General features: G+C 61.4%; 24 protein-coding genes and 1 tRNA gene. 19 read left to right on the forward strand and 6 right to left on the reverse strand.

Annotation, left to right across the window (positions count from 1 at the left end; all coding sequences use genetic code 11):
• The first annotated feature begins 17 nt into the window (after nt 1-17).
• The 10 genes from ABDW57_RS00570 (at nt 18) to ABDW57_RS00615 (ending at nt 13,474) form a co-directional block, all read left to right on the forward strand.
• A complete protein-coding gene (locus tag ABDW57_RS00570; protein WP_343728260.1) occupies nt 18-1,427 on the forward strand; it encodes an AAA family ATPase in 1,410 nt (469 codons plus the stop codon).
• Nucleotides 1,424-2,038 (forward strand): hypothetical protein, encoded by a 615-nt coding sequence (locus tag ABDW57_RS00575; protein ID WP_343728261.1) that lies wholly within the window; start codon nt 1,424-1,426, stop codon nt 2,036-2,038. The genes ABDW57_RS00570 and ABDW57_RS00575 overlap by 4 nt, the downstream gene beginning before the upstream one ends.
• 2 nt (nt 2,039-2,040) lie before the next feature.
• The gene (locus tag ABDW57_RS00580; RefSeq protein ID WP_343728262.1) at nt 2,041-2,457 is read left to right on the forward strand and encodes a CopD family protein; all 417 of its coding nucleotides are present in this window, start codon (nt 2,041-2,043) and stop codon (nt 2,455-2,457) included.
• A gap of 5 nt (nt 2,458-2,462) precedes the next feature.
• A complete protein-coding gene (locus ABDW57_RS00585; protein WP_343728263.1) occupies nt 2,463-3,065 on the forward strand; it encodes a 2-hydroxychromene-2-carboxylate isomerase in 603 nt (200 codons plus the stop codon).
• 59 nt (nt 3,066-3,124) lie between these two features.
• The gene (locus ABDW57_RS00590) at nt 3,125-4,294 is read left to right on the forward strand and encodes a class I SAM-dependent RNA methyltransferase (protein WP_343728264.1); all 1,170 of its coding nucleotides are present in this window, start codon (nt 3,125-3,127) and stop codon (nt 4,292-4,294) included.
• A gap of 131 nt (nt 4,295-4,425) precedes the next feature.
• Complete coding sequence (locus ABDW57_RS00595; RefSeq protein WP_343728265.1) at nt 4,426-5,709, forward strand: multidrug effflux MFS transporter; 1,284 nt, start codon at nt 4,426-4,428, stop codon at nt 5,707-5,709.
• Between the two features lie 206 nt (nt 5,710-5,915).
• Nucleotides 5,916-8,066 carry an HDOD domain-containing protein gene (locus tag ABDW57_RS00600; RefSeq protein WP_343728266.1) on the forward strand — a complete coding sequence of 717 codons (2,151 nt, stop codon included), beginning with the start codon at nt 5,916-5,918 and terminating at the stop codon, nt 8,064-8,066.
• A 7-nt stretch (nt 8,067-8,073) separates the two neighbouring features.
• A complete protein-coding gene (locus ABDW57_RS00605; RefSeq protein WP_343729096.1) occupies nt 8,074-10,338 on the forward strand; it encodes an EAL domain-containing protein in 2,265 nt (754 codons plus the stop codon).
• A 9-nt stretch (nt 10,339-10,347) separates the two neighbouring features.
• Nucleotides 10,348-11,943, forward strand: coding sequence for an SEL1-like repeat protein (locus ABDW57_RS00610; RefSeq protein ID WP_343728267.1), 1,596 nt, complete (start codon nt 10,348-10,350; stop codon nt 11,941-11,943).
• Between the two features lie 73 nt (nt 11,944-12,016).
• On the forward strand, nt 12,017-13,474 hold the full coding sequence (locus ABDW57_RS00615) for a flagellin (protein ID WP_343728268.1): 1,458 nt from the start codon (nt 12,017-12,019) through the stop codon (nt 13,472-13,474).
• Nucleotides 13,475-13,686: 212 nt separating this feature from the next.
• On the opposite strand, the gene ABDW57_RS00620 is transcribed toward ABDW57_RS00615, so the two are convergent.
• From ABDW57_RS00620 to ABDW57_RS00630, 3 genes are read right to left on the reverse strand one after another with little or no spacing between them, the layout of a single operon-like run.
• Nucleotides 13,687-14,241 (reverse strand): DUF4865 family protein, encoded by a 555-nt coding sequence (locus tag ABDW57_RS00620; protein ID WP_343728269.1) that lies wholly within the window; start codon nt 14,239-14,241, stop codon nt 13,687-13,689.
• A complete protein-coding gene (locus ABDW57_RS00625) occupies nt 14,238-14,636 on the reverse strand; it encodes a tautomerase family protein (protein WP_343728270.1) in 399 nt (132 codons plus the stop codon). Before ABDW57_RS00625 ends, ABDW57_RS00620 begins: the two co-directional genes overlap by 4 nt.
• Nucleotides 14,627-14,947 (reverse strand): carboxymuconolactone decarboxylase family protein, encoded by a 321-nt coding sequence (locus tag ABDW57_RS00630; RefSeq protein WP_343728271.1) that lies wholly within the window; start codon nt 14,945-14,947, stop codon nt 14,627-14,629. The genes ABDW57_RS00625 and ABDW57_RS00630 overlap by 10 nt, the downstream gene beginning before the upstream one ends.
• 100 nt (nt 14,948-15,047) lie before the next feature.
• Between ABDW57_RS00630 and ABDW57_RS00635 the strand changes: the two genes are divergently transcribed.
• On the forward strand, nt 15,048-15,914 hold the full coding sequence (locus ABDW57_RS00635) for a LysR substrate-binding domain-containing protein (protein ID WP_343728272.1): 867 nt from the start codon (nt 15,048-15,050) through the stop codon (nt 15,912-15,914).
• Here ABDW57_RS00635 and ABDW57_RS00640 read toward each other — a convergent pair.
• Nucleotides 15,904-17,133, reverse strand: a complete 1,230-nt coding sequence (locus tag ABDW57_RS00640; protein WP_343728273.1) for a M28 family peptidase — start codon at nt 17,131-17,133, stop codon at nt 15,904-15,906. The two genes, ABDW57_RS00635 and ABDW57_RS00640, sit on opposite strands and share 11 nt — an antisense overlap.
• A 150-nt stretch (nt 17,134-17,283) precedes the next feature.
• Here ABDW57_RS00640 and ABDW57_RS00645 point away from each other — a divergent pair, with 150 nt between their 5' ends.
• The 5 genes from ABDW57_RS00645 (at nt 17,284) to ABDW57_RS00665 (ending at nt 20,875) form a co-directional block, all read left to right on the forward strand.
• Nucleotides 17,284-18,741 carry a sulfatase-like hydrolase/transferase gene (locus ABDW57_RS00645; RefSeq protein ID WP_343728274.1) on the forward strand — a complete coding sequence of 486 codons (1,458 nt, stop codon included), beginning with the start codon at nt 17,284-17,286 and terminating at the stop codon, nt 18,739-18,741.
• A gap of 130 nt (nt 18,742-18,871) precedes the next feature.
• Complete coding sequence (locus tag ABDW57_RS00650; protein ID WP_343728275.1) at nt 18,872-19,315, forward strand: hypothetical protein; 444 nt, start codon at nt 18,872-18,874, stop codon at nt 19,313-19,315.
• Between the two features lie 9 nt (nt 19,316-19,324).
• A complete protein-coding gene (locus tag ABDW57_RS00655) occupies nt 19,325-19,630 on the forward strand; it encodes a hypothetical protein (RefSeq protein ID WP_343728276.1) in 306 nt (101 codons plus the stop codon).
• A gap of 44 nt (nt 19,631-19,674) precedes the next feature.
• A tRNA-Gly gene (locus ABDW57_RS00660) sits at nt 19,675-19,748 on the forward strand.
• Nucleotides 19,749-19,894: 146 nt separating this feature from the next.
• Entirely contained in the window at nt 19,895-20,875 is a 981-nt protein-coding gene (locus tag ABDW57_RS00665; protein WP_343728277.1) for a choice-of-anchor A family protein, read from the forward strand.
• A gap of 3 nt (nt 20,876-20,878) precedes the next feature.
• Here the strand turns inward: ABDW57_RS00665 and ABDW57_RS00670 are convergent, their stop codons facing one another.
• Complete coding sequence (locus tag ABDW57_RS00670) at nt 20,879-21,325, reverse strand: MarR family transcriptional regulator (RefSeq protein WP_343728278.1); 447 nt, start codon at nt 21,323-21,325, stop codon at nt 20,879-20,881.
• Between the two features lie 142 nt (nt 21,326-21,467).
• Between ABDW57_RS00670 and ABDW57_RS00675 the strand changes: the two genes are divergently transcribed.
• The 3 genes from ABDW57_RS00675 to ABDW57_RS00685 are packed head-to-tail and all read left to right on the forward strand — an operon-like array spanning nt 21,468 to nt 23,263.
• Nucleotides 21,468-21,875 carry an organic hydroperoxide resistance protein gene (locus ABDW57_RS00675; protein WP_343728279.1) on the forward strand — a complete coding sequence of 136 codons (408 nt, stop codon included), beginning with the start codon at nt 21,468-21,470 and terminating at the stop codon, nt 21,873-21,875.
• A 21-nt stretch (nt 21,876-21,896) separates the two neighbouring features.
• Nucleotides 21,897-22,274, forward strand: a complete 378-nt coding sequence (locus tag ABDW57_RS00680; protein WP_343728280.1) for a GFA family protein — start codon at nt 21,897-21,899, stop codon at nt 22,272-22,274.
• Nucleotides 22,274-23,263 carry an alpha/beta hydrolase gene (locus tag ABDW57_RS00685; protein WP_343728281.1) on the forward strand — a complete coding sequence of 330 codons (990 nt, stop codon included), beginning with the start codon at nt 22,274-22,276 and terminating at the stop codon, nt 23,261-23,263. Before ABDW57_RS00680 ends, ABDW57_RS00685 begins: the two co-directional genes overlap by 1 nt.
• An 83-nt stretch (nt 23,264-23,346) precedes the next feature.
• On the opposite strand, the gene ABDW57_RS00690 is transcribed toward ABDW57_RS00685, so the two are convergent.
• Nucleotides 23,347-24,276 carry a hypothetical protein gene (locus tag ABDW57_RS00690; RefSeq protein ID WP_343728282.1) on the reverse strand — a complete coding sequence of 310 codons (930 nt, stop codon included), beginning with the start codon at nt 24,274-24,276 and terminating at the stop codon, nt 23,347-23,349.
• Between the last annotated feature and the right edge of the window lie 89 nt (nt 24,277-24,365).

Raw genomic sequence — 24,365 nt, forward strand, 5'->3', positions numbered from 1 at the left:
ATGCTAGGGAGTTCATCATGCTGACGCGATTACGAGTAAAGGGATTTAAGAGTCTAGAGGACGTTGAAGTTCGCTTTGGTCCTTTCACGTGCATTGCTGGCGTGAATGGTGTCGGCAAATCAAATCTGTTCGATGCAATTCTTTTCCTAAAGTATTTGGCTGATTTACCAATCATCGAGGCGGCAACCAACATCCGCAACTCAGTGAAGCAGCGAGCAAATATCGCGTCGCTTTTTACTAAAACTGCCACGCATCACGCGCAGATAATGGAATTTGAGGCCGATTTGCTTGTTCCTGATACGGTCATGGATGACTTTGCTCGTCAAGCTAAGCCCAAGGTAACGTATTTGCGATACAAGTTGGCTTTAAAGTATATCGCTGCGACGTCGTCCACGTCTGAAGGTATCGAACTGGCATCCGAGTCGCTCACCTTTATTCAGAAAGGCATGGCAGTTCGCGAACTCGGCTTTGATATGTCGAAGGAGTTTTTTACCTCGATCTACCAAGGAAGCAGCAAGATAGACTTCATCTATATGGATGAAAACGAACGGGGTGTAGTGAAAATCCGTCAAGATCAAACTAGTGGCCCTCCAATTAGCATACCAATTGCCAAGGCGGGGCGAACCATCCTGAGCAATATCAATACGATTGACAGGCCGACGGCGCTGGCTGCTCGTCGTGAGATGCAGTCATGGGTGAATTTGCAATTGGAGTCGAGTTCGCTGCGGAAGCCGGATGACTTTCTCTCAGTGAGTAGCGTCTCCGCCACCGGGGAACACTTACCCGCTGCGTTGGATCGGTTGAAGAAAAATGAAGATGTTGCTAATCAACTGGCGAACCTGCTGCCAGATGTTGCAAATGTTTTCGTCGACGTTGACGAGAAGAGACAACTAAAGACGCTCTATCTCGAAACGACAAGCGGTATAAAGCATGAGGCAAGATCACTATCGGATGGTACGCTTCGATTCCTAGCGCTTTCAATTATCGGTGCGGATGCGGAAGCGGGAGGCGTGATATGCCTAGAGGAGCCTGAGAATGGTATTCACCCGGCACGGATACCTGCGATTGTGGAGCTGCTCAACCAAATGGCGGTAGACTCGCGTTACCCTGTTGGGCCTGATAATCCGTTGCGCCAAATTATCATCAATACGCATTCACCATTAGTCATAGAGCGGTTAAAAGCGGACAATCTGATTGTGTCTCAGGCCTATCGACGTGACGGGGCATCGTTATCGACCTTTAACTCGATTCAGAACACATGGAGGGATGCCTACGTGGATTCCGAAGGTGCCGCGAAGCCAGTTGGTTTTGGTGCATTAATGGCTTACTTGGCACAAGACGACGTGTCAGAAAAAGGGGTTGCTGACAGACTAAACATAAGGCAGGAATTCGTTCATCAGATGAGTTTTTTGGATAGCGAAACTTGATGAAAGTGCTTCGTTATACCTTACTTTCCGACGGAAGCTCTGACGCTGCGCTGATGCCAATTGTTGAATGGCTGATCGCTGAACATAGGCCGGACCTCGGCATTTTGGGGCAGGCAGCGGCGGGACTGGAAACCAGTGATCGTACATTGCTTGAGAGAGTTCCCGCTGCTATAAAGATGTATCCGTGCAGTCTTTTATTTGTTCACCGTGATGCTGAAGGTGAGCCAACGGAACTTCGGCTTCACGAAATCGAAAGAGCATGTGCCAAGGTAGATGTGTTGTACGTTCCGATAGTTCCCGTCAGAATGACGGAGGCTTGGCTGTTGTCTGATGAAGTGGCGATTAGGTCGGCTGCGGAAAATCGTAACGGAAGTATGGCGTTGAATTTGCCCGCGAAGCGCAATTGGGAGTCGTTGCCTGATCCAAAAGGAATACTCTTCGAAACACTAGTTATCGCGTCGGGAAAACAAGGGCGTGCTTTAGCTAAGTTTAATCCACATCGGCAGCGCCCTTTGGTAGCGCAGCGAACCATTAGTTTTGCTGGCCTACGCGGGATACCGTCATTTGATTTTTTTGAGTCCCAACTTATTGAAAAACTGAGGAATTTTTAGGCATGCTCTGGATTAAAGCACTGCACATTTTTTTTGTAATTGCCTGGATGGCCGGCGTGTTCTACTTGCCGCGCATCTTCGTCAACCTGGCGATGGAGACCGACAGGAACACCACCGCGCGCCTGCTGCTGATGGCGCGCAAGCTGTATCGTTTTTCCATGTGGCTGTCGGTGTTTGCGGTGCTGTTTGGCGCAATTCTGGTGTACATGCAGTACGGCGTGCATATGCCGGGCTGGCTGCACGCCAAGCTGACGCTGGTGGTGCTGGTGATCGGCTATCACCATATGTGCGGCGGTATCCTGAAAAAGTTTGAACGCGGTGAAAACAAACGCAGCCACAAGTGGTTCCGCGTATTTAACGAGTTGCCGGTGTTCGCCATGCTGGCAATCCTGATTCTGGTGGTAGTGAAGCCGTTCTGAATATCATGAGCAAAACTTGCCAGTACTTTTTCGCCGCGCATTCGCCTTGGGCATACCTTGGTCACGAGCGTTTGATCGCGATGGCGCACAAGCACGGCGTAGCGATTGAGGTGAAGCCCTGCGACCTGGGAAAAGTATTTGGCGTATCGGGCGGCCTGCCGCTGGCAAAGCGCGCGCCGCAGCGTCAGGCCTACCGGCTGGTGGAACTGGCGCGCTGGTCGGAATATCTTGGCATTCCGCTCAAGCCACAGCCGCCATTTTTCCCGGTGGCGCCCGACCTGGCGAACAAGATGATCGTGGCGGCGCGCCAGGCGCACGGTACGGAAGCGGCGCTCGCGCTGGCCGGCGCCATCATGCGCGCCCTGTGGGCCGAGGACAAGAACATCGCCGACCAGGCGACGCTGGCGCAGGTCGCGACTATGGCGGGGATGGACGCCGCGGCCTTGCTGGCCGTGGCGCAAACGGCCAGCGTGCTGGCCGAGTATGAAAGTAATACGGATGATGCGAATGCGGCCAGCGTATTCGGATCGCCGTGGTATGTGCTGGATGGCGAAAGCTTCTGGGGCCAGGACAGACTGGACTTCCTGGAACGCGCCATGCGGAAGTAGATTTTTAACGGACAAAAGGTACACCTATGGCATCCTTCTTTTGCCCATGCCCACGAGGCATGGAAGCGGCGTTGGCCGAAGAACTGCGCGAGATCGCGCAACAAAGCACCACCATGAAGGTGCATAACGAGGTGCCGGGCGGCGTGCACGCTTCCGGCGACCTTGAGGATTCGTATCGCATCAACCTGCATTCGCGCATTGCTTCGCGCGTGCTGATGCGGATGGCCGCCGGCGGCTACAAGAACGAGAACGATATCTACGATCTGACCCTGGCGCAGCCATGGGAAGAGTGGTTCGGCTATGACCACACCATCCGCGTCGACCTGACGGCGGTGAAGTCGCCGCTGAAAAGCCTGGAGTTCACTACCCTGAAAATCAAGGACGCGATCTGCGACCGCTTCCTCGACCAGTACAAGAAGCGTCCTTCGGTCGACACCAGGGAACCGGACATGCGCATCTTCGGCTTCGTCGACGCGCACCAGTTCATCGTCTACCTGGACACTTCGGGCGAAGCGCTGTTCAAGCGCGGCTGGCGCACCGAGACCGGCGACGCGCCGCTGCGCGAGAACCTGGCCGCCGGCCTGCTGCGCGTGGCGGGCTGGAAGCCGGGCATGCCGCTGTTCGATCCGATGTGCGGTTCCGGCACCATCCTGTGCGAAGCGGCGCAGATGGTGCAGGGCGTGCCGCCGGGCGCGCGCCGCCGTTTCGCGTTCGAGAAATTCCACGACTTCGATCCGCAGCCATGGCAGGAGATGAAGGCCGCGATCAAGCCGAATCCGCTGCCGGCCGAGCCGACCATTTTCGGTTCCGACATTTCGGGCGACATGGTGGCGATGGCGCGCCACAATCTGCGCAGCGCCGGCATTCTGTTCGATGTGCCGCTGAAGCAGATCGAGGCGCAGCAAGTGCAGGCGCCGACCGCGCAGCCGGGCATTTTGCTGACCAATCCTCCGTACGGCGAACGTATCGGCGTGCGCGGCGACAGTTCGCTGGAGCAGGATGAACTGGCCAACAGCTTCTATGCGGATTTCAGCAGCACCTTGAAGCAGCGCTTCGCCGGCTGGACGGTGTATCTGTTCACGGCCGATCTGGGCGTGCCGAAGCTGCTGCGGTTGAAGGAATCGCGCAAGACGCCGTTCTTCAACGGCGCGCTGGAATGCCGTCTGTTCCGCTTCGACATGGTGGCCGGCTTCAACCGCCGCGAAGCGGCCAAGCCCAAAGACGCCTGACCCCGCAGGGCCACGCGGGGGCCGGTCCGCGAGGACCGGCGGGGCGAAGCCCCTGTCCTGACCTTGGGTCTGACCCCAGCCCATGCGCATCGGTGGGGTGAAAGCACGCACAAAAAAAAGGAAAACGATTCATGCTCCCGACACCGCCCGCCGATCTGCCCGACCAGGACACCATCGAGGACGTACCGCCGCCCGAACCGCCGCACCGCAAGCCGCTCACCGCCGCCGCGCTGGCCACCATGCTGGCCGCGCTGTCGATGATCGGCCCGTTCTCGATCGACGCCTATCTTCCCGCCTTCCCCAACATCCAGGCCACGCTGCACGCCACGCCGCTGGAAGTGCAGCAAAGCCTGACCTTCTACATGCTGGCCTTCGCCGGCATGGTGCTGTGGCATGGCGCGCTGTCGGACGCCTTCGGCCGCCGCAACGTCATCCTGGTCTCGCTGGCCATGTTCGCGATCGGCACGCTGGGCTGCGCTTCGGCGCACACGGTGCACTATCTGTGGGTGTTTCGCATCATGCAGGGCGTGTCGGCCGGCGCCGGCGTGGTGGTGGGGCGCGCCATTATCCGCGACCTGTATGAAGACGCCGCCGCCGCGCGCCTGCTGTCGCTGGTGACCATGATCTTTTCCATCGCCCCGGCCATCGCGCCGATCCTGGGCGGCTGGATCGTCACGCTGTCCGACTGGCGCGCCATTTTCCTGTCGCTGCTGGCATACAGCGTGCTGCTGTTCATCTTCTGCTATCGCCGCCTGCCGGAGACGCTGCCGCCGGAAAAACGCCATCCCTTCAACCCGCGCTTCCTGGTGCGTAACTATGGCGAGATTCTGCGCTCGCCGCTGTTCCACTTCAAGACCGGGGTGGTGGCGCTCAACTTTGCCGGGCTGTTTATTTATATCTCGGCGGCGCCGGTGTTCCTGCCCGAGCAACTGCAGCTGGGCGCCTCGCAATTTGGCTGGCTGTTCATCCCATCGGTGAGCGGGGTGTTCCTCGGCGCGCTGGCGGCCAACCGCATGGCCGGGAAAATGACATTTTCGCGACAGATCGGCATCGGCTTCTGCTTCCTGCTGGCGGCCTCCGTGTTCAACCTGATTTATCACGTGTTTCTGCCGCCGTCGCTGCCGTGGACGGTGCTGCCGATGCTGTTCTACACCTTCGGGATGTCGGTGGTGGCGCCGGGGGCGACCTTGCTGGCGCTGGATCTGTTCCCGCACATCCGCGGCACGGTGGCGTCCTGCCAATCGTTCGCGGTGACGCTGCTGGGCGCCATAGTGGCCGGGGTGATTGCCCCGGTCCTATCACACTCCGCCCTCTGGCTAGCCGCAGGACAGACGGTGTTTAGTGCCTCTGCTCTCGTTTTGTGGTTGACGTCGCGCTATTACCGGAGCATATTATCGCGCTATCCAGTCCGATAATCGTTAACGGCAGGAAAAACACTTAGTTTAGGAAGAAATTTTACTTGCTGTTAAGTTATTATCAGACTTTATGATAATATAATTTTTTAAGGCAATGTTTCCTGGCCCAAAAAACGCCGGAGAAGCGCATAAAGCCTAACGTTTGCGGAATTTGGCCGTTGATTCCGCCCCCTGTTCGATGTCTACTGGCGGCAATGTTTGATACGATGCATCAACAATCTGACCATGATATTCGCAATCGACTGCTGATTGCCCGTCTGCCGGCCATGCCGCAGATACTCATCAAGTTGATTGAGCACTTGCAGGCGGACGACGCCGGCATGCCGGAACTCGCCGCCCTCATCGCCAAGGACGCGGCGATGACCAGCAAGATCCTGACCGTGGCAAACAGCTCGGCCTATCATCGCAACCAGCGCACGGTGGGCCTCGAACAATCGCTGGTGTCGCTCGGCACCGACATGATCAAGACGCTGGTGATCAGCGAATCGGTATTCCAGACCTTTAACAGCTTCCCGCACTCGGGCAGCACCGACCTGCGCGGTTTCTGGAAAGGCTCGCTGACCACAGCTGTCATCGCGCGCGACATCGCCAGGCAGATGGAGTATCCGCACGTTGAGGAAGCCTATCTGGCCGGCCTGCTGCACAATGTCGGCCGCCTGGCCCTGCTGGCGACGGCGCCGAAAGAATACGCTTTCAACTTCACCGCGCGCGACGATGAAGACCTGTGCGCGGTTGAACAACGCACCCTGCAAATCACCCATTCGGAAGCCGGCGCCTGGCTGATCGAACGCTGGAACCTGGATTCCTTCCTGGCCGACAGCGTGCTGTATCACCACGAACCGATCACGCGGCTGGAAGCGGCGCATCCGCTGATCCGCATGGTGCGCCTGGCGCACCTGCTGTGCTGCCACGACGACCAGCAGCAGGCGATTGCCGAATCGGCGCGCCTGTGCAATCTGGATAGCGAAAAGCTGGAACAGATCATCAACAACGCAGCGCGCCAGGTGGCCAAGTCGGCCGACTACCTCGGCATCGACCTGACCGGCGCCGACGACATCGTGGCGCCAACCGCCTACGCGCCGCCGGTGGTCGATCCGGTGCAGCAGCGCCTGTCGGAAGAAGTGCGCAACATCATGCTGGTGTCCGAGATGGGGCAGACCTTCGCCCGCCAGCATGGCGAGAGCGGTCTGCTGGAAGCCATCACGCGCTCGGCGCGCATCCTGTTCGATTTTGAGAACGCCGTGCTGCTGCTGGAGAATCCGACCGGCCACGCGCTGCACGGCATGGCCACCGGCGACCACCAGCAGCGGCTGGCCGAATTCGTCATCCCGCTGAACAAGGGCGGCGCGGTGGCGCAATCGGCGCTGGAGCGCAAGCTGGCTTATGTCAGTCGTGAAGGCCAGATGCACAACGTGGCGGAAGAACAGCTGTTCCGCATCCTTGGCAGCGAGAGCATGGTGTGCCTGCCGCTGGTGGCCAACCAGCGCTGCCTCGGTGTGCTGATCGGCGGCGTGCCGGCCTGGCAGATGCCGCACCTGCAGAAGCGCGAGCGCTTCCTGCAGTCGTTCGGCACCCAGGCCGCCGCTTCGCTGGAAACCGCGATCAGCGAACGAGGTCACGCCAAGCGCCAGATCGCCCATGTGGCGGAAGAATACCGCGAAGCCTCGCGCCGCGTGGTGCATGAGGTGAACAACCCGCTGTCGATCATCAAGAACTATCTGTCGGTCCTGGACGGCAAGCTGGCCAAGCGCGAGCCGGTGGTGGGCGAGATGTCGATCCTGAACGAAGAGATCGACCGCGTCGGCCAGCTGATTAACGGCCTGGCCGATCTGCAGCCGACCGAAACCGCACGCACCACCGACGTGGCCAAGGTGGTGGACGACGTGCTGCGCCTGTTCCGCGCCACCGACTTCGTGCCGGCCTCGGTGCAGATTGTGGTGCGCATGCAGGAGGAACCGGCCGAGATCGATGGGGACGCCGACCTGCTCAAGCAAATCCTGGTTAACCTGATCAAGAATGCCGTTGAAGCACTGGGCGACGGCGGCAAGATCGAGATTTCGAATCGCGGTCACGTGAACCGTGAACGCAAGCTGTATCTGGAACTGGTGGTCAGTGACACCGGTCCGGGTCTGTCGGCCGACGTGCTGGCCAACCTGTTCTCTCCTGTACGCAGCAGCAAGGAAGGTGCCCACCACGGGCTGGGACTGTCCATCGTCCACAGCCTGGTCAAGAAAATGCAAGGCCTGATTACCTGCCGCTCCGGCAAAACGGGTACTACCTTTGAAATCCTGCTGCCCGCCAAGGGCAGTACCAGCCAAATCGCCAGCGTGCAAACGCGGGTGATGGATTCCGTTTAAGGCCATGATGAACCTGAACCCTGTCGACCTCGCCCCCGTCGAACCTTTGTCCAACGATAACCGTCCCCGCCTGCTGCTGGTAGATGACGAACCGCGCTTGCTGTCGTCACTGTACGAGCTGCTGCGCGATCGGGATTATCATCTGGTGACCGCCACCTGCGGCAGCGAAGCGCTGGCCCAGCTGACCAGACTGAAATTCGATCTGATCCTGCTCGATCTGCGCCTGCCCGACATGAGCGGCCACGAGATCATGGATTACATCAACGCCCGCGAGATCGACGGCGACGTGATCGTGATGAGCGGCGACGTCGGCATCGAAGCCGCCATCGGCGCCTTGAAGCGCGGCGCCTACGACTACCTGCGCAAGCCTTACAGCCGCGAGGAGCTGCTGAAGACGGTGGAGAACGCGCTGCAGAAGCGCCGGCTGGCCATCGACAATGAGCGCATCGCCTCCAAGCTGGAGAACTCGGAGAAGATGTACCGCTATCTGGTGGACTCGTCGCCGGACATCATCTATACCCTGAACCACGAGGGCAAGTTCACCTTCGTGAACGACCGCGTGCAGCAGCTGCTGGGCTTTACGCGCGAAGAACTGATCGGCAAGCACTACTCGGTGCTGGTGCATGACGAGGACCAGGAGCGCGCGCGCTACGCCTTCAACGAGCGCCGCGTCGATGAACGCGCCTCGCGCAACGTCGAGCTGCGGTTGAAGTGCAATCCCGGCACCGGCGCCGGCGGCGGCATCGAGCGCACCTTCAACAACACCCTGATGACGATTTCGCTGAACGCGATCGGCATGCATATTCCGGATCACGAAGTGAAGACGCGCGAGTTCTTCGGCACCTACGGTGTGGCGCGCGATATCACGGACCGCAAGCGCGCCGAGGAAGTCATCTCGTATCAGGCTTATCACGACATCCTGACCGACCTGCCAAACCGCATGCTGTTCAAGGACCGCCTTGGCCTGGCGGTGATTCAGGCCAAGCGCAAGCTGACCGAGCTGGCGGTGATGTTCGTCGACCTTGACCGCTTCAAGCTGGTGAACGACACGCTGGGCCACGTCAAGGGTGACGAGCTGCTGCAGCAGGCCGCACAACGCCTGAAAGATTGCCTGCGCCGCGGCGACACGCTGGCGCGTCAGGGCGGCGACGAATTCACCATCGTGCTGCCGGAGCTGCGCGACCGTCAGGACGCCAAGGCCATCGCGGACAAGTTCCTGGAAAGCCTGCAACGCCCGTTCGATCTGGATGGCCATCAGGTGCACATCTCCGCGTCGATTGGTATCGCTATCTACCCAGGCGACGGCGAGACCATCGACGAGCTGCTGCGCCACGCGGACATCGCCATGTATCAGGTGAAGGCGCTGGGCAAGAATGGCCACAGCTTCTATCACAACTCGATGCTGGATGTGTCGCACCAGAAGATCGCGCTGGAGCAGGCGCTGCGCAAGGCGCTGGAGCACAACGAACTGGAAATGTACTACCAGCCGCAAGTTGACGTGGCCACCGGCCGCATCATCGGCGCCGAAGGCCTGATGCGCTGGAACCATCCGCAGCGCGGCCTGCTGTCGGCCGGCGAGTTCCTGCCGTTCGCGGAAGAGAATGGCCTGATGCTGCCGATCTCCGACTGGATGCTGGGCGCGTTGTGCCGCGACCTGCTGCAATGGAATGCCAACGGCGGCGAGGCGCTGCGCCTGTCGCTGAATCTGTCGCCGCAATATCTGGACCGCGGCGACTTCTTTGAGAAGATGCGCGGCGCGCTGACGCGCTACGGCATTTCGCCGGCGCAGATCGAGGTCGAGATCACCGAAAACATCTGCATCCGCAACCCGCAATATGCGATCGAACAGCTGAACAAGTTGTGCCAGCTGGGCGTGTCGGTGGCGATTGACGATTTCGGCACCGGCTACTCGTCGCTGGCGTATCTGCATCGCTTCCCGATCCACACCATCAAGATCGACCAGTCGTTCGTGAAGGAGATCCACGACGAGAACGGCCACTACCCGGTGATCCTGGCGATCATCTCGATCGCGCGCGGCCTCGGGCTGCATCTGGTGGCGGAAGGCGTGGAGACCGAGGTGCAGGCGCGCTATCTGGAAGCCAATGGCTGCAGCACGATGCAGGGCTATCTGTACCATCGCCCGATTTCGCTGACCAGCTTTATCGATGTATTGCATGAGCAGAGCCGCCGGTCATCGCCATCGGTCGCTGTGCTGCACGCGGTGCCCGGCACCGTTGACGAACAACCGGCGATGATTGCGATCCAGGCCTGATAAGAAAGCATGACGAAATACAGTCCCAACGAAGCCGACGCGAGCAACGGCAGTACGTACACAGCTGAATTCCTGCGCGTCAAGGGACTGGCAGAACGTGGTGTAGCGAATGCCCAGCATAGCCTGGGCTTCATGTATTTCAACGGGCAGGGCGTGGCGCAGAGCTATGAACTGGCGGTGGTGTGGTATCGCCAGGCCGCGCAGGCCGGCCTCGAACATGCGCAGTACAACCTGGGCGTGATGTATCAGAAGGGCCAGGGCGTCGAGCAGAATTTCGAAGAGGCAGCGGCCTGGTATCGGCTGGCGGCCGAGCAGGGCTACGCTGCCGCGCAGTACAACCTGGGCTGGCTTTATGCCAAGGGCCAGGGCGTGCCGAACGATACGCAGCAGGCCATGCACTGGTTCAGCAAAGCCGCCGAACAGGGCGACGCCGGCGCGCAGAATAATCTCGGCATGATGTACGACACCGGCAAGGGCGTGCCGCAGGACTTCAAGCAGGCCATCTTCTGGTATCGCAAGGCGGCGGAGCAGGGCTATGCGCGCGCGCAGTTCAATCTCGGTCTGCGCTACGACAACGGGCAGGGCGTGCCGCAGGATGTGGGCCAGGCCATGTCGTGGTATCGCAAGGCCGCCGATCAGGGCTATGCGCCGGCGCAGTTCAACCTGGCGCTGCGCTTCGACAAGGGCGACGGCATCGCACAGGATTCGCAGAAGGCGATTCTGTGGTATCGGCGCGCGGCGGAGCAGGACCACGCGAGCTCGCAATTCAATCTGGGCCTGATCTACGATAACGGCCAGGGCGTGCCGCGTGACGAGCAGAAGGCGCTGGACTGGTATCGCAAGGCGGCCGAGCAGGGCCACGCGGCGGCGCAGAATAATCTCGGCCTGCGCTACCACCACGGCCAGGGCGTGGAGCAGGATTACGAGCAGGCCCAGTTCTGGTATCGCAAGGCGGCGGAGCAGGGCTTCCCTGGCGCGCAGTACCATCTGGGCCTGTTGTACGATGCCGGCCAGGGTGTGGTGATGGATCATCAGGAAGCCATTTTCTGGTATCGCAAGGCGGCAGACCAGGGGCATTTGCGCGCCCAGTTCGACCTGGGGCTGCGCTATGAAACGGGACGCGGCGTGCCGCAGGACTATCGCAAGGCCATGGGCTGGTATCGCCGCGCTGCGGAGCAGGATTATGTGGCGGCCCAGTACAGCCTTGGCCTCCTGTACGACAACGACGAAGGTCCGCAGCCCGATTGCATTCAGGCCCACCACTGGTATGGCAAGGCGGCGGAGCAGGGCCATACCCAAGCGCAGTTTGCGCTGGGCCTACGCTATGACAATGGCCTGGGTGTGCCGCAGGATTACGCCCAGGCGCATCACTGGTATCTGCAGGCCGCTTCGCAGGGCCACACGCGGGCCCAGTTCAATCTTGGCCTGATGTTCCTGGCCGGGCAGGGCGTGCGTGCCGACGCCGCACAGGCGTGGATGTGGCTGACCATGGCGCAGCGCGCCGGCTACAGTGCCGCCGCCCGCTACCTGCCGAATGCGGCCAGCCGCATGGACCCGCAACAGCTGGCGCAGGCGCGCGAGCGCATGGAAGTGCTGCCGGGCTGAGTTCAAGTTTCTCGTCGGGATGGCCGTTATTTAGACGACGAGCGCAGTTCCGCGCTCGGGATGACGGCCGCCCATGCAGATCAACACCAACATCGCCTCCCTGAACGCCCAGCGCAGCCTTACGCGCTCGGGCGAGGATATGGCCGTGCATCTGCAGCGCATGTCGAGCGGCCAGCGGATCAATTCCGCGCGTGACGACGCGGCCGGGCAGGCCATCAGTTCGCGCATGACGGCGCAGGTGAATGGGCTGCGGCGCGCCAATCAAAATATCAATGATGGCATTTCGCTACTGCAGTTGGCCGACGGCGCGGCCGGCCAGTTGAACGCCAATTACCAGCGCATGCGCGAACTGGCGGTGCAGGCGGCGAATGACACGAACAGCAAGATTGACCGCGCGGCCATACAGCAGGAAGTCAATGCCCTGGTGGCGGCCAATGTGAATATCGTCGATGGTGCACGCTTCAACAATCAGCGCTTGCTGGATGGTTCGTTCTCGCAGCAGTTGCAGGTGGGGGCGCAGGCCGGGCAGGTCATGCAACTGGCGATTCCGCGTGCGATCGTCGTGGAGGGCTACTCGACTGGCATGGTGGACGTGGCGCCGCAGCAGTCAACAGCTGTCGGCACGCCGGTGTTGGGCGCCATTCAGTTTGCCGACCTGGTGATCAACAACGGCGCGGTAGGGGCGTCTGTCGCCGGTGCGCAGGCGGGGCAGACTGCGGACAGTGCGTACGCGGTGGCGGCGGCGATCAACGCCTCGAATATCCTCAACATTTCGGCCACGGCAGCCAATAGCTTCGACGGTGCCGTCAACGCTGGCGCTGTGCTGGGCGCGGCGTCGTTTTCGGTCAATGGCGTGAACGTGGGGGCGATCGGCGGCGGCACGGCGGCGGCACGCGCGGCCAACGCGGCCGGCGCGATCAGCGCGACTTCCGGCACCAGCGGCGTCACGGCCAGCGCCAGCGGCGGCACGCTGACCCTGACTTCCATCGATGGCCGCGATATCGTGTTGTCGGAAGCGGTGGCCGGGGCGCTGGGCTCTCTGGGCCTGAGCGGGGGCGCGCACAAGGGAACGGTGACGATTAACGAGGCGCCACGCTCCGGTGCGCACGTCATGAAGATCAGCGGGAACAATCCGGCGCAGGCGGGGATGAGTGCGGGCTCAATTACGTCGGTGCGGCTGGGTGCACCGGATTATCAGCCGCGTTCGACCTACACGGCGGGGGAGCCGCCGATGGATTTGTCGACCTTTAGCGGCGCTAGTGCGGCGCTGGATTACATCGATGGCAAGCTGAATGAGGTGAACGATATCCGCGCGCAGTTGGGCGCGGCTAGCAACCGGTTGACGGCGGCGGCCAGCAATGCCGGCAACACGGCGGACAATCTGTCGGCAGCGCGCTCGCGAATACTGGACGCCGATTACGCCGACGAGGCAGCGCAACTGACGCGCACCCGCATCCTGCGCGAAGCCGGCGCCTCCATTGTGGCCCAGGCCAACGCTCTCCCACAACAAGCGCTGCTCCTGCTACGCTAGCCCCGCCAGCCGCCAGCCGCCAGCCGCCAGCCGCCAGCCGCCAGCCGCCAGCCGCCAGCCGCCCACTGCCCACTGCCGCCCACCGCCCGCCGCCCCGCGCGGACCGCTCACCGCCCACGCGCCCCGCTCGCCGCCTACGCGCACCTCCGGCCGCCCTGCTGCTTGCCGCCGCCCGCCGCCGCTTCCGGTCTACGATCCGCCGTTGCGTCGCGCTACCTGCCTGCCACCGGAGCGCTGGCAGGCGCCGACACGTGACCCACCGAGTAGCGCTGTCCCGCATCCGCCGGCGGCGCATCGCGCCACAGGCAAAGGCGCGTGATCGTCCACGTCACCGGCTCGAAGCCGACTACCACCGCCAGCGCGCCCTGCGCCAACGCCTGCTGCGCAAACGCCTCTTCCTGCAGACGCAGTTCCGACAACGCGCTATACGGCGCAATCACCGCGCCACTGCGCGTCGCAAACCGCGCCTCGCGCACCTCCGCGCCAACGCTGGCATGCCACGGCGTCCAGGTCTTCACCGACGGCCAGCCAAACGCCCGCGCCACGCCCGCAAAGGCCGGCCCATTCAGAAAGCCATGCATGGCCTCCTCATCGCGCCACAGGTAGAACGGCGCATACGCATGCTCCGTCCCATCCGCATACAAATACGCCTTGAAGACCAATCCCGGCAAACTATCCAGCAGCGGCCCCTTGGTGGCAATGCGCTCGCGGATCACCGCCATATCGTAATCCGCCGGCAGCACAAAGCTGTACTGCATCGCAATCATGGCCGCACTCCCAACAAGGACGCGGCCGGCCGCCCGCCACCAAACGACCAGTCATCCCCTTGCGATGACGACACCACCACCATCACATCCTCCGGCCGCAAGCCCGGCGACTCCGCCAGCAGCTCCACCAGCCGGCGATAAAACGCCTGCTTCATTTCTGTGCTGCGCGGCTTGCCGATGGTGATCGTAATCAGCACAAAATCATCCGAACGCGGGCCACCTTCGTAAGACCGGTCAAACATCATCTCGTAAGGCTCATGCTGATGTACCAGCTGGAAGCGGTCGTTCTTCGGCACATTGAACGACTCCTCCATCGCCCGTTGCAAACTATCGCCCAGCGCGCGGATGTACTCAGGCGACTTCCCCTTCAACAAAGAAATACGGCTCATAGGCATGATGATTCCTCCAATTGTTTCAGCACGTTGATGGCGGATGCCGCCGTCGGCCAGCCGGAATAGAACGCCAGATGCGTCATCAACTCAGCCAGCTCCTCGCGCGACACGCCATTGTCACGCGCGCGGTGCAGATGAAATGGCAACTGCTCCAGCCGATACAGGGCCACCAGCGCCGCCACCGTCACCAGACTGCGTTCGCGTGGCGACAACACCGCACGCTGCCAGATATCGTCGAATAGTATGCGGTCCGTCAGCTCGGCCAGCTTGGGCGCCATGCTGCCCATCGATTCCTGTCCTGCAGTGGATGCCATGTTCCTGCTCCAGAGTGGTTGACAACTGCACGATACAGGCATAATTTAATCCTGAAAATCAGGAATATTTTGATAAACAGTTCGATAAATCGGGATGGTTATGCGACGAATTACCTTCGACCTTGATGTGTTGCGCACCTTCGTCACTGGCGTTGACATGGGCAGCTTCGCCAAGGCGGCGGACCGACTGGGACGCTCCACCTCCGCCGTCAGCGCGCAACTGAAAAAACTGGAAGACCAGCTTGGCATGCCGGTACTGCGCAAGGAAGGCCGCGGCATGGCCACCACGCCAGCCGGTGAATCGCTGCTGGGCTATGCACGCCGCCTGCTGGAACTGAACGACGAAGCCGCCACCGCCGTGCGCGGCGCCGAACTGGCGGGCAGTGTGCGGCTCGGCATCCAGCAGGACTTTGGCGAACAAATGCTGACCGAGGTGCTGGGCCGCTTCACGCGGGTGCACCCGCAGGTGCGCATTGAAGCGCGCGTGGCGCGCAACTCGGAACTGATGGAATTGCTGGGTGGCGGCAAACTGGATTTGGCCCTGGCCTGGGATGGCGGCACGCCGGCGGTGCATGCGGTCAAGGTTGGCGTGCTGCCGATGCGCTGGATTGGCGCCGCCGACGACACGCGGCTCATCCTGCCCGAACGCGAAGCGCTGCCGCTGGTGATGATGGACGCACCCTGCATCATGCGCAGCGCCGCCACGCGCGCGCTTGATAACGCCGGCATCCCGTGGCGCATCGCCTTCACCAGTCCCGGCCTGTCCGGCGTGTGGGCCGCAGCGGCGGCGGGACTGGGCCTGACCGTGCGCACCGGGATGGGCGTGTCGCCGTCACTGCGCGTGCTGGACGACCCGCGCCTGCCGCCGCTGCCGGACGTCGGCCTGTTGCTGCACCGCGCCGAAGCGGAACTCAATCCGCCGGCCCAGCGGCTGCACGACATCGTGCTCGAAGCGCTTACTTCCTGATGCGCGCCCCGGCCAGCTGCGCCACCCCGGCCAGCGTGGTCTGGGCCGCGTTCAGGCCTAGCAGGAAGTCCTTGTCCGAGTAGTTGTCGTAGTTGTCGGTCGGCTGGTGCCAGTTCGGGTTCCAGCCGGCGCCGATTTGCTGGCCGCGCTCGTTCTCGCGCAGCGAGATCGACGGCACCAGATCCATGAACGGCGTCGAATCCGTGTTGGTCATGTGGAAGCCGACAGCGGCCGGATAATTGGTCGCATATTTATCGTTGGCGGCGCGGAAGGCCCACGCCAGCCTGGCCGACCCCTCGGCCTGCTTTGACACCGACTGATACTCAATATTGACGTCCGCCTCCAGCCGCTGCTCCGGCGGCGATACATAAGTGACCTTGCCATCGGCGCCGACTTTCGGCACCGGCATGCCATGGTCGTACATCATCATGTCGTGCTGGATCATGCCCAGCCATTTCGGCTCCGGATATTTGCCCGAGCCTTTGGGCGACTCGATGCCCTGCAAGCCCTTGCGCTGCTCGACGTAGGCGGCGGCGCCGTTCAGGCCCGTCTCCTCGTTATTCCACAGGATGAAGCGGATCGAACGATCGGTCTCCACGCCCGGCATGCTGAAGATGCGTGCCAGCTCCATCACCAGCGCCGTGCCCGAACCGTCGTCATTGGCCGCTTCGCCAAAGCCGATGCCGTCCATGTGGGCGCTGACGATATACATCTCTTCCGGATGGGTGGTGCCGACCTTGGTGCAGTAGACGTTCTCGCGCAGCGAGGTGCCGACCGGCGTCTGCTCGGCGTTCAGCGCGCGCAGGCGTTCGTCGGGCTGGCGCATCGGATCGGTGTTCACGCCGGTCGGAATGCGGTTGCCGAACAGCGTGCTGCCGCCCTGGCCCGGCGGACCGCCGGCGCCGCCGCTCGGAATGCCCGGCGCGCGCTTGGGCGCGGGTTCGCCCGGCGCCGGCTGTGTAAATTGATATTGCAAACGTTCGGTGTTGCTGCAGCCGTAGGACTTGAGTTGCGCCTCGATCCAGTCCAGCGCCTGACGATTGCGCTCGGTGCCCTGGCGGCGGTCGCCAAATTTGGTCAGGCCCTTGATGGTGGCCTTGTACTTCTCCAGTTCCAGCTGTTTGACCAGTACGGAGATGGGATCGGCGGGCGCCGTTTCGGCGCCGGCCAGCGGCGCGGCAAATGCCAGCGCCACGCTCAAACCTAAAACTGCTTTCATGGGATGTCCTTGTCGTCAAAGAGGCCCGGACATTGTGCATCAGTTAAATGCGCTTGCGAAGTAAATCCATGTAAGCGCCGCACAACACTACGATACAAAACGGCGGCACAGCGCAACTTTGCAGACAAGTTGCATAGCGAAGATGGCGGAATGAAAACACCTCTCCGATCGCGTCTGCTGCGCAGCAGCCTTTACCTGCTGGCCATCTTCCTGTTCTGCTTCAGCTACTGGATACATAAGTCCTTTGGCCAGCCGGAGCTGGACCAGATTGTGTATCACATGAACTTTGGCGTGGAGCTGATGGACACTGTCGACCCGGCGCTGATCTGGCGCTTCGTGCGCTGGTGCGTGCTGGCGCCGCTGGTGTTGCTGGCGCTGCTGTTCTACGTCGAAGCCCGGATGCGCAGCGTGATCGCGCGCGCGCCGCAGTGCTGTCACGTGCTGTTCTACCGCATCCACCGCTGGTTCCCGCAACTGCTGGTGTTCGGCGCGACCACCTTCTGGATGTGTGATGTGTCGGCCTTTAAGTATGTAACAGCAGATTTCGGACCGGATTATTTCGGCGCCAATTACATTCGACCAGCGTCGGTTTCTGTGCTAGCGCAGAAACCGAAAAACCTGATCCTGATTTATGTCGAGAGCCTGGAGCAGAGCTACACCTCGCGCACCACTTTCGGCCGCGACCTGCTGGCGCCGCTCACCGCGCTGCCGGGCACCAGTTTCGATGCGTACCAGCAGGTGCCGGGCACCGGCTGGACCATCGCTGCCATGGTGGCGACCCAGTGCGGCGTGCCGCTGGAGCGCATGACTATCTTCGACGGCAACACGCAGGGGCAGGTGATGAATTCCTTCCTCAAGAATGCCGTATGCCTGACCGACCTGCTGGCGCAACGCGGCTATCGCAACGTCTTCATGGGCGGCGCCTCGACCAACTTTGCCGGCAAGGACAAGTTCCTCAGCCAGCACCACTATCACGAAGTGTATGGGCGCGAAGAGTGGCTCAAGAGCGGCGTGGCCAGCAGCGACATGAACGGCTGGGGCCTGTACGACGCCGACCTGTTCAGCCGCGCCAAAACCAAACTGCGTGCGCTGAAGGCCGCCGGCCAGAAATTCAACCTGACCCTGCTGACGGTGGACACCCACGAACCGGAGGGACACTTGTCGGCCGACTGCGAGCGGCGCGGTTTTGCCGGCTTTGAAGGCGTGGTGTCGTGCACGGCGGCCGAGGTGGCGGACTTCGTGCAGTATGCGAAGGACAACGGCTATCTGGAGGACACCAACGTGGTGATCCTGGGCGACCATCTTTCGCGCAAAAATCCGCTGACGCCAAAGCTGTCGCAGCTGCGCGAGCGCACCATCTTCAACCGCTTCATCTCACAAGACGCGCCGGCGCCGAACCGCCCGGAGCTGCTGCACTTCGACCTGCTGCCGTCCATCATGGAGTTCACCGGCTACGCGGTGCCGGGCGGCCGCATGGGCCTGGGTTACAGCGGTTTCAACCAGCATCCGCTGCAGCCGCCGAGGGACCGCCTGCCCGAAATGGACAAGAACCTCCTGAACCGTTCGGAGCTCTACATGGCGCTGTGGTCAGATCCTGACGATCACTGATCTTCAGCTTAGATCAATAACCCTGGCAGGGATCGGCTTTATCGTCGAACCTCTTCATTTCATCAGAGAGGTTTGAGATGACTACAAATGGACCATCGCCTGCACGCATCAAAGAGCTTAGTGGCGCTCATTGGGCGCGGCGCTTAGTATCGCTGCGACTTATAGACCGATCAAACGTTCCTACCTGATGCACTGGAGCTGGCGCATCGTTAATGATGGCGTCGATCCGGCGAAAGTTCCGGCAGTAAGCGGAATCGATATCGAGTGGGAGCACCCGACCGTTTCGGCTTCGGTGAGCGCTGCCAAGGAAATGGTGCGCGCCTTATCTATCAGCCGGTTGCGCACAAAGCCTGCATTGCGGTCCCTGCATAACTTAGGGTTGGCAGTGGATATGTCGATTTCGTGGCGAGGAGCGGTGTCTTTGACAGATGCGATGGGCAAGGTGGTGCAAATAAAGTCCGGGCCGCGCACTGGAATGAATCGGCAGCTCATTGAAGTCGGCGCGACTTACGGAGTGAGGAAGTACAGGGGCAGCGGCAGGGATGTGCCGCATTGGTCTAATAGCGGACTTTAAGGAGACGTTATGAAAACGGTTTTAACGGTTTTAACTGCCGTCTTCGCACTCGGCGGCATGGCCCAGGCTGAGGAAACAATTCCGCACGACGTACAGGCATTCATTCGCAATGCTGAGGCATGTGAACACTTTGCGGGTGAGTTCGATAGTAACTTGAGCGAGACGCGGCAGAAGGAGATCGAACACTCTGTTGTGAAGTACTGTCGGCGCGCGCAAAAACAGCTCCAGAAATTGCGTTTGCAGTATGAGAAAGACGCACGGATCATGGGGGTCATTCGTCAGCACACCAATGAGTCTGTCGCCAGTTTTCGATAGGGCGATTGTCAATGATGTGTGAAGCCGCGTAGAATGCGTGGCACGCGGGTGTAGTTCAATGGTAGAACGGCAGCTTCCCAAGCTTCATACGAGGGTTCGATTCCCTTCACCCGCTCCATCTCCTTCTTCTCCCAATCCCCACACGTTTAATTCCAATAGGAAATTTTTGTATTTGTTTTTGCAAAAAATTAATTGCAAAAATGAGTATGGTTGTTGCGCATGTTATATACTTCGCTGCTCTGAAAACCATACCACTTCAATACCATGAAAAAAACTACTTTGATTGGCCGCCTGCTCGCGGCAAGTCTGGGCATCGGCGCTGTCGGCGCTGTTCAGGCCGCTGTGCCGGGTTTCGATCTCGGCGTGGCGTCGGGCTATAGCGGGTTTTTCTACGGGAATGTCAGCAAGGTGACCGACGTTGAAGGGCGTCTGGCCGTAGGTGGCGATCTGGCGACGTCGGGCTTCTCGTTCGGCTACCGCACGCAGGTGTCGACCAGCCTGCCTTCGCTGGTCGTGGGCGGCAATGTGGCGCTGGGCGGCGGCACCATTTACGCATCGCCCGGCGCGGGCATCGATACCAATGCCAGCATCGGCCCGGTCACGGAATATACGAAGAACTGGAATGGTTTTGGTATCTACGGCGGCAGCAACAGCTCGGTGAGCTATCTGACGCTGAATAAAAGCAGCAATGTCAGCCGCGTGGTGGACTTCAATGCGGCGCGCAGCGGGTTGACCGCACTGTCCAGCACCCTCGGCAGCACCGCCGGCAATGGCAGTGTGACGGTCGACGGCAGCGGCACTTACCTCAAGGGCGATCTGACCTCCGATCTGCAGGTATTCAACCTGAGTGGCGGCGCGGTGAAGAATCTGGTGCTGAGCGATATCAAGGCCGGTTCCACGGTCGTCATCAATGTGACCGGCAGTGAAGTCAGCTTTACCGGCGGCCAGGATGGTCAACTGGCCGCGCTGCGCGCCCATGTGATCTACAACCTGATCGACGCCAACGTGGTCAACATCAACACCTTTGTGTATGGCACCGTGCTGGCCAATTATGCCGAGCTGCGCGGCGCGGGTCACCTGGAAGGCAATATCATCGCCAACGCGATGAACGGCACGGTGGAAATCGGCTATGAGCCGTTCAAGGGCTACATCCCCTCGGCGGTGCCGGAGCCGGCCAGCTATGCCATGCTGCTGGGCGGCCTCGGCCTGATGGGCCTGGTAACGCGCCGCCGCCAGCAGCAGTAAAGCTCAGCCTTTGCCCGGCGCCGCCTTCACCAGGTTGTTGCGCAGCTTGACGACTGCCTTTTGCAGCACCGGGAATTCCTCCGGCGTCAGGCCGGTGGCGTCGCGCAGGTTCATGTGGAGGGCGCTTTCGCGCAGGGCGCGGCCGGCCTCGGTCAGGCCGACCCGCACTTGCCGCTCGTCGGCGGCGTCGCGCGCGCGGTGGACGTAGCCCATCGCTTCCAGTTTCTTCAGAATCGGCGTCAGCGTGTTGGATTCCAGATACAGCTTCTCGCCCAGACCGCTCACGGTCTGGTTGTCTTCTTCCCATAACGCAATGATGGCGATGTACTGCGTGTACGTCAGCCCCAGCTTGTCCAGGATGGGTTTATAGGCCTTGCCAAAGGCCAGGTTGGCTGAATAGACCGCAAAGCAGAGGAAATCCGACAGCTGCGGCGTGTTCGGTTTGCTCATGACATACCTCCTTCGATAGATGGGTGCATTATATCTCGTATCCGATTTAATCGGAATTGCTTGACAAGCGAAAATTTGCTGGTAATATACAACGCATGCGCTTCAATCGAATGCGATTTAAATTCACTTAAAGGAGTTCACCATGAGCAAAGTCCTGTACACCGGCAAAACCCACACCACCGGCGGCCGTGAAGGCGCGGCCCGCAGCAGCGACGGCCGCCTGGACGTCAAACTGTCGTCGCCCGGCAGCACCGGCGCCGGCACCAATCCTGAGCAGCTGTTCGCGGCCGGCTGGTCGGCCTGCTTCATCGGCGCCATGGGCCTGACCGCCGGCAAGCTGAACGTGAAGCTGCCGGCCGGCGTGGCCGTCGATGCGGAAGTCGATCTGGTCAACGACGACAGCGGCTACTTCCTGGCCGCGCGCCTGAACGTCAGCCTGCCGGGGATCGACCGTGCAACCGCGCAAGCGCTGGTGGACGGTGCGCACCAGGCCTGCCCGTACTCCAAGCTGACCCGTAATAACATCGATGTGCAAATCAAGCTGATCTAACCGGAAAAAGGGGAGCACATCATGTCCAACGATCTGCATCACGGTTCCTGCCACTGCGGCGCCGTGCAATTTGAAGTGCGCACCGTGCTGACGCCGGCCGCGCGTTGCAACTGCAGCCTGTGCCGCCGCAAGGGCGCATTGATGTCGCCGCCATTCGCGGCGGCCGAGTTGAAGATCGTGAAGGGCGAGGATGCGCTCACCCTCTATCAATTCAACACCCGCGTGGCCAGGCATTACTTCTGCAAGCACTGCGGCATTTATCCCTTCCATCAAACGCGCAAAGACCCGTTGCTGTGGCGCGTGAATATCGGCTGCCTCGACGGCGTCGATCCTTACTCTTTCGATGCCGGCGTCAATGATGGCGCCAGCCTTTCTACCGTGATCCTGGAGGACGCATAATGAACAAGACCATCCAAGCCATCGCCTTCGCCGGCGCCGTGTTTGCCCTGTCGGGCGTGAGCCATGCACAAGCTGCCGATGCAGCGCCGCCCACGTTCAAGACCATCAAGCAGATTGACGCCGGCGACCTGAATGTCGGCTATGTCGATGAGGGCCCGGCCAACGGCCCGGTGGTGATTCTGCTGCACGGCTGGCCGTACGATATCAACAGCTATGTCGACGTGGTGCCCAAGCTGACCGCGCAGGGCTACCGCGTGATCGTGCCGCACCTGCGCGGCTACGGCACCACGCGCTTCCTCGACGCCAAGGCGCCGCGCAACGGCGAGCCGGCCGCGCTGGCGGCGGACGTGATCGCGCTGATGGATGCGCTGAAGATCGACAAGGCCACCCTGGCCGGTTACGACTGGGGTGCGCGCACTGCCGATATCGTGGCGGCGCTGTGGCCGCAGCGCGTGAAGGGGCTGGTGTCGGTCAGCGGTTATCTGATCGGCAGCCAGGAAGCCGGCAAGCAGCCCTTGCCGCCTGCAGCGGAGCTGCAGTGGTGGTATCAGTTCTACTTCGCGACCGAGCGTGGCCGCATCGGCTACGAAAAGAATCACAAGGATTTCGCCAAACTGATCTGGAAGCTGGCGTCGCCGCAGTGGAACTTCGATGACGCCACCTATGCGCGCAGCGCGGTGTCGCTGGAGAATCCGGACCACGCGGCGGTCACGGTATCCAACTACCGCTGGCGCCTCGGCCTGGAACAGAGCGAGGCCAAATATGCAGCGCTGGAGGCCAAGCTGGCCACCTTCCCGAACATCAGCGTGCCGACCATCACCATGGAAGGCGATGCCAACGGCGCGCCGCATCCGGAGCCAGCTTCCTACGCCAAGCGTTTCACCGGCAAGTACAAGCATGAACTGATCACCGGCGGCGTCGGTCACAACCTGCCGCAGGAAGCGCCGGAGGCGTTTGCGAAGGCTGTGATCGAGGTGGAAAAGCTTTAACGGATCAGGGCAATCAGGATGATGATGGGCAGGGGGACGCCGAGCATCCACAGTAGTATCGAGCGCATGGTGTTCTCCTTGTTTTAAATAGTGCGCTGCGTGACCACCACGCGCGCGTGATCCCGGTTGCGGCCGCCGACGACAGCGGTCACCGCAGCCACGAAGGCGCCCAGCAGCAGGGCGACAAACATCCACAGGGCCGAATGGGCGGCAGCTTTGCGGGCTTGCTCGGCGGCGGCGGCGGCCTTGTTTTTGGCATCGGCCGCTGCCTGCGTGGCCTGGGCGTAGATCAGGTCCACCCGTTGTTCGGCTTCCGCCTGCGTGACGCCGGTGCGCTTGGCGATCAGCTGGGCAAGGTAGATGCGGTCTTCGCCGCTGATTTTGCCGGCGGCGAGGTCGGTCAGCAGAATGCGATTGACTTCGCTGCGCTGCGAATCGGTGGCCACTTCGCCGTTGGGCGAGCGCAGGATCATGTCGGCAAAGTAGGTGTTGGCGCGGCCGTTGTTGCCGCTCGCGTTGGCAGTGGCGGCGCCGGCCACCGGCGCCGCTGCGGTGGCGACGGCGTTGCCGGCATCGATTGCACCGCTCAATACGGCGCGCGCGCCGCCGCTCACCACCGCCACCATCAGCAGCGTGGACACCGCCCAGGTCAGCAGGCCGTGCGCGGTATCGCGGAAATACACTTCATCGCCATGGATGGCGGCCCACTTCACGCGCAGGCGTCCGGCCATGTAGCCGCCGATGCCGGCGGCGGCCAGCTGCATGAAGGCGATCCACACGATGCTGGCGGTGCCGAGCGGCTTGTCGTTGTACTCGTAGGGCGATACCGACGACAGGCCCAGGCCCATGCCGAGTATCAGCAGGATGAACGACAGCGCGGCGGCGGCAGCGGCGCCGGCCAGGATGGCGCCCCATGAGACGCCGGACTTCAAGCCGTCGCCGTCCTGCGCGGCGGCGGCAGCGGTAGGCGCGGCCGCACCGGCCACGCCTGCGTGGAGAGTTTGTGTTTGCATGATGGCTCCTTTTATTCAAGTGAGGTTCATCATGCGCTGGCGCGCGCGGCTGGTATGTTCGTGCGCCCACATATGGATCGCGATTGACT

Origin of the sequence: Duganella sp., from assembly GCF_039595735.1 — a bacterium.
GTDB lineage: Bacteria > Pseudomonadota > Gammaproteobacteria > Burkholderiales > Burkholderiaceae_D > Rugamonas.

Coding starts and splice junctions, on each gene's coding strand:
- ABDW57_RS00570 (WP_343728260.1), top strand. CDS start 18: ATGCTGACGCGATTACGAGTAAAGGGATTTAAGAGTCTAGAGGACGTT.
- ABDW57_RS00580 (WP_343728262.1), top strand. CDS start 2,041: ATGCTCTGGATTAAAGCACTGCACATTTTTTTTGTAATTGCCTGGATG.
- ABDW57_RS00585 (WP_343728263.1), top strand. CDS start 2,463: ATGAGCAAAACTTGCCAGTACTTTTTCGCCGCGCATTCGCCTTGGGCA.
- ABDW57_RS00590 (WP_343728264.1), top strand. CDS start 3,125: ATGGAAGCGGCGTTGGCCGAAGAACTGCGCGAGATCGCGCAACAAAGC.
- ABDW57_RS00595 (WP_343728265.1), top strand. CDS start 4,426: ATGCTCCCGACACCGCCCGCCGATCTGCCCGACCAGGACACCATCGAG.
- ABDW57_RS00600 (WP_343728266.1), top strand. CDS start 5,916: ATGCATCAACAATCTGACCATGATATTCGCAATCGACTGCTGATTGCC.
- ABDW57_RS00605 (WP_343729096.1), top strand. CDS start 8,074: ATGAACCTGAACCCTGTCGACCTCGCCCCCGTCGAACCTTTGTCCAAC.
- ABDW57_RS00610 (WP_343728267.1), top strand. CDS start 10,348: ATGACGAAATACAGTCCCAACGAAGCCGACGCGAGCAACGGCAGTACG.
- ABDW57_RS00615 (WP_343728268.1), top strand. CDS start 12,017: ATGCAGATCAACACCAACATCGCCTCCCTGAACGCCCAGCGCAGCCTT.
- ABDW57_RS00620 (WP_343728269.1), bottom strand. CDS start 14,241: ATGATTGCGATGCAGTACAGCTTTGTGCTGCCGGCGGATTACGATATG.
- ABDW57_RS00625 (WP_343728270.1), bottom strand. CDS start 14,636: ATGCCTATGAGCCGTATTTCTTTGTTGAAGGGGAAGTCGCCTGAGTAC.
- ABDW57_RS00630 (WP_343728271.1), bottom strand. CDS start 14,947: ATGGCATCCACTGCAGGACAGGAATCGATGGGCAGCATGGCGCCCAAG.
- ABDW57_RS00635 (WP_343728272.1), top strand. CDS start 15,048: ATGCGACGAATTACCTTCGACCTTGATGTGTTGCGCACCTTCGTCACT.
- ABDW57_RS00640 (WP_343728273.1), bottom strand. CDS start 17,133: ATGAAAGCAGTTTTAGGTTTGAGCGTGGCGCTGGCATTTGCCGCGCCG.
- ABDW57_RS00645 (WP_343728274.1), top strand. CDS start 17,284: ATGAAAACACCTCTCCGATCGCGTCTGCTGCGCAGCAGCCTTTACCTG.
- ABDW57_RS00655 (WP_343728276.1), top strand. CDS start 19,325: ATGAAAACGGTTTTAACGGTTTTAACTGCCGTCTTCGCACTCGGCGGC.
- ABDW57_RS00665 (WP_343728277.1), top strand. CDS start 19,895: ATGAAAAAAACTACTTTGATTGGCCGCCTGCTCGCGGCAAGTCTGGGC.
- ABDW57_RS00670 (WP_343728278.1), bottom strand. CDS start 21,325: ATGAGCAAACCGAACACGCCGCAGCTGTCGGATTTCCTCTGCTTTGCG.
- ABDW57_RS00675 (WP_343728279.1), top strand. CDS start 21,468: ATGAGCAAAGTCCTGTACACCGGCAAAACCCACACCACCGGCGGCCGT.
- ABDW57_RS00680 (WP_343728280.1), top strand. CDS start 21,897: ATGTCCAACGATCTGCATCACGGTTCCTGCCACTGCGGCGCCGTGCAA.
- ABDW57_RS00685 (WP_343728281.1), top strand. CDS start 22,274: ATGAACAAGACCATCCAAGCCATCGCCTTCGCCGGCGCCGTGTTTGCC.
- ABDW57_RS00690 (WP_343728282.1), bottom strand. CDS start 24,276: ATGCAAACACAAACTCTCCACGCAGGCGTGGCCGGTGCGGCCGCGCCT.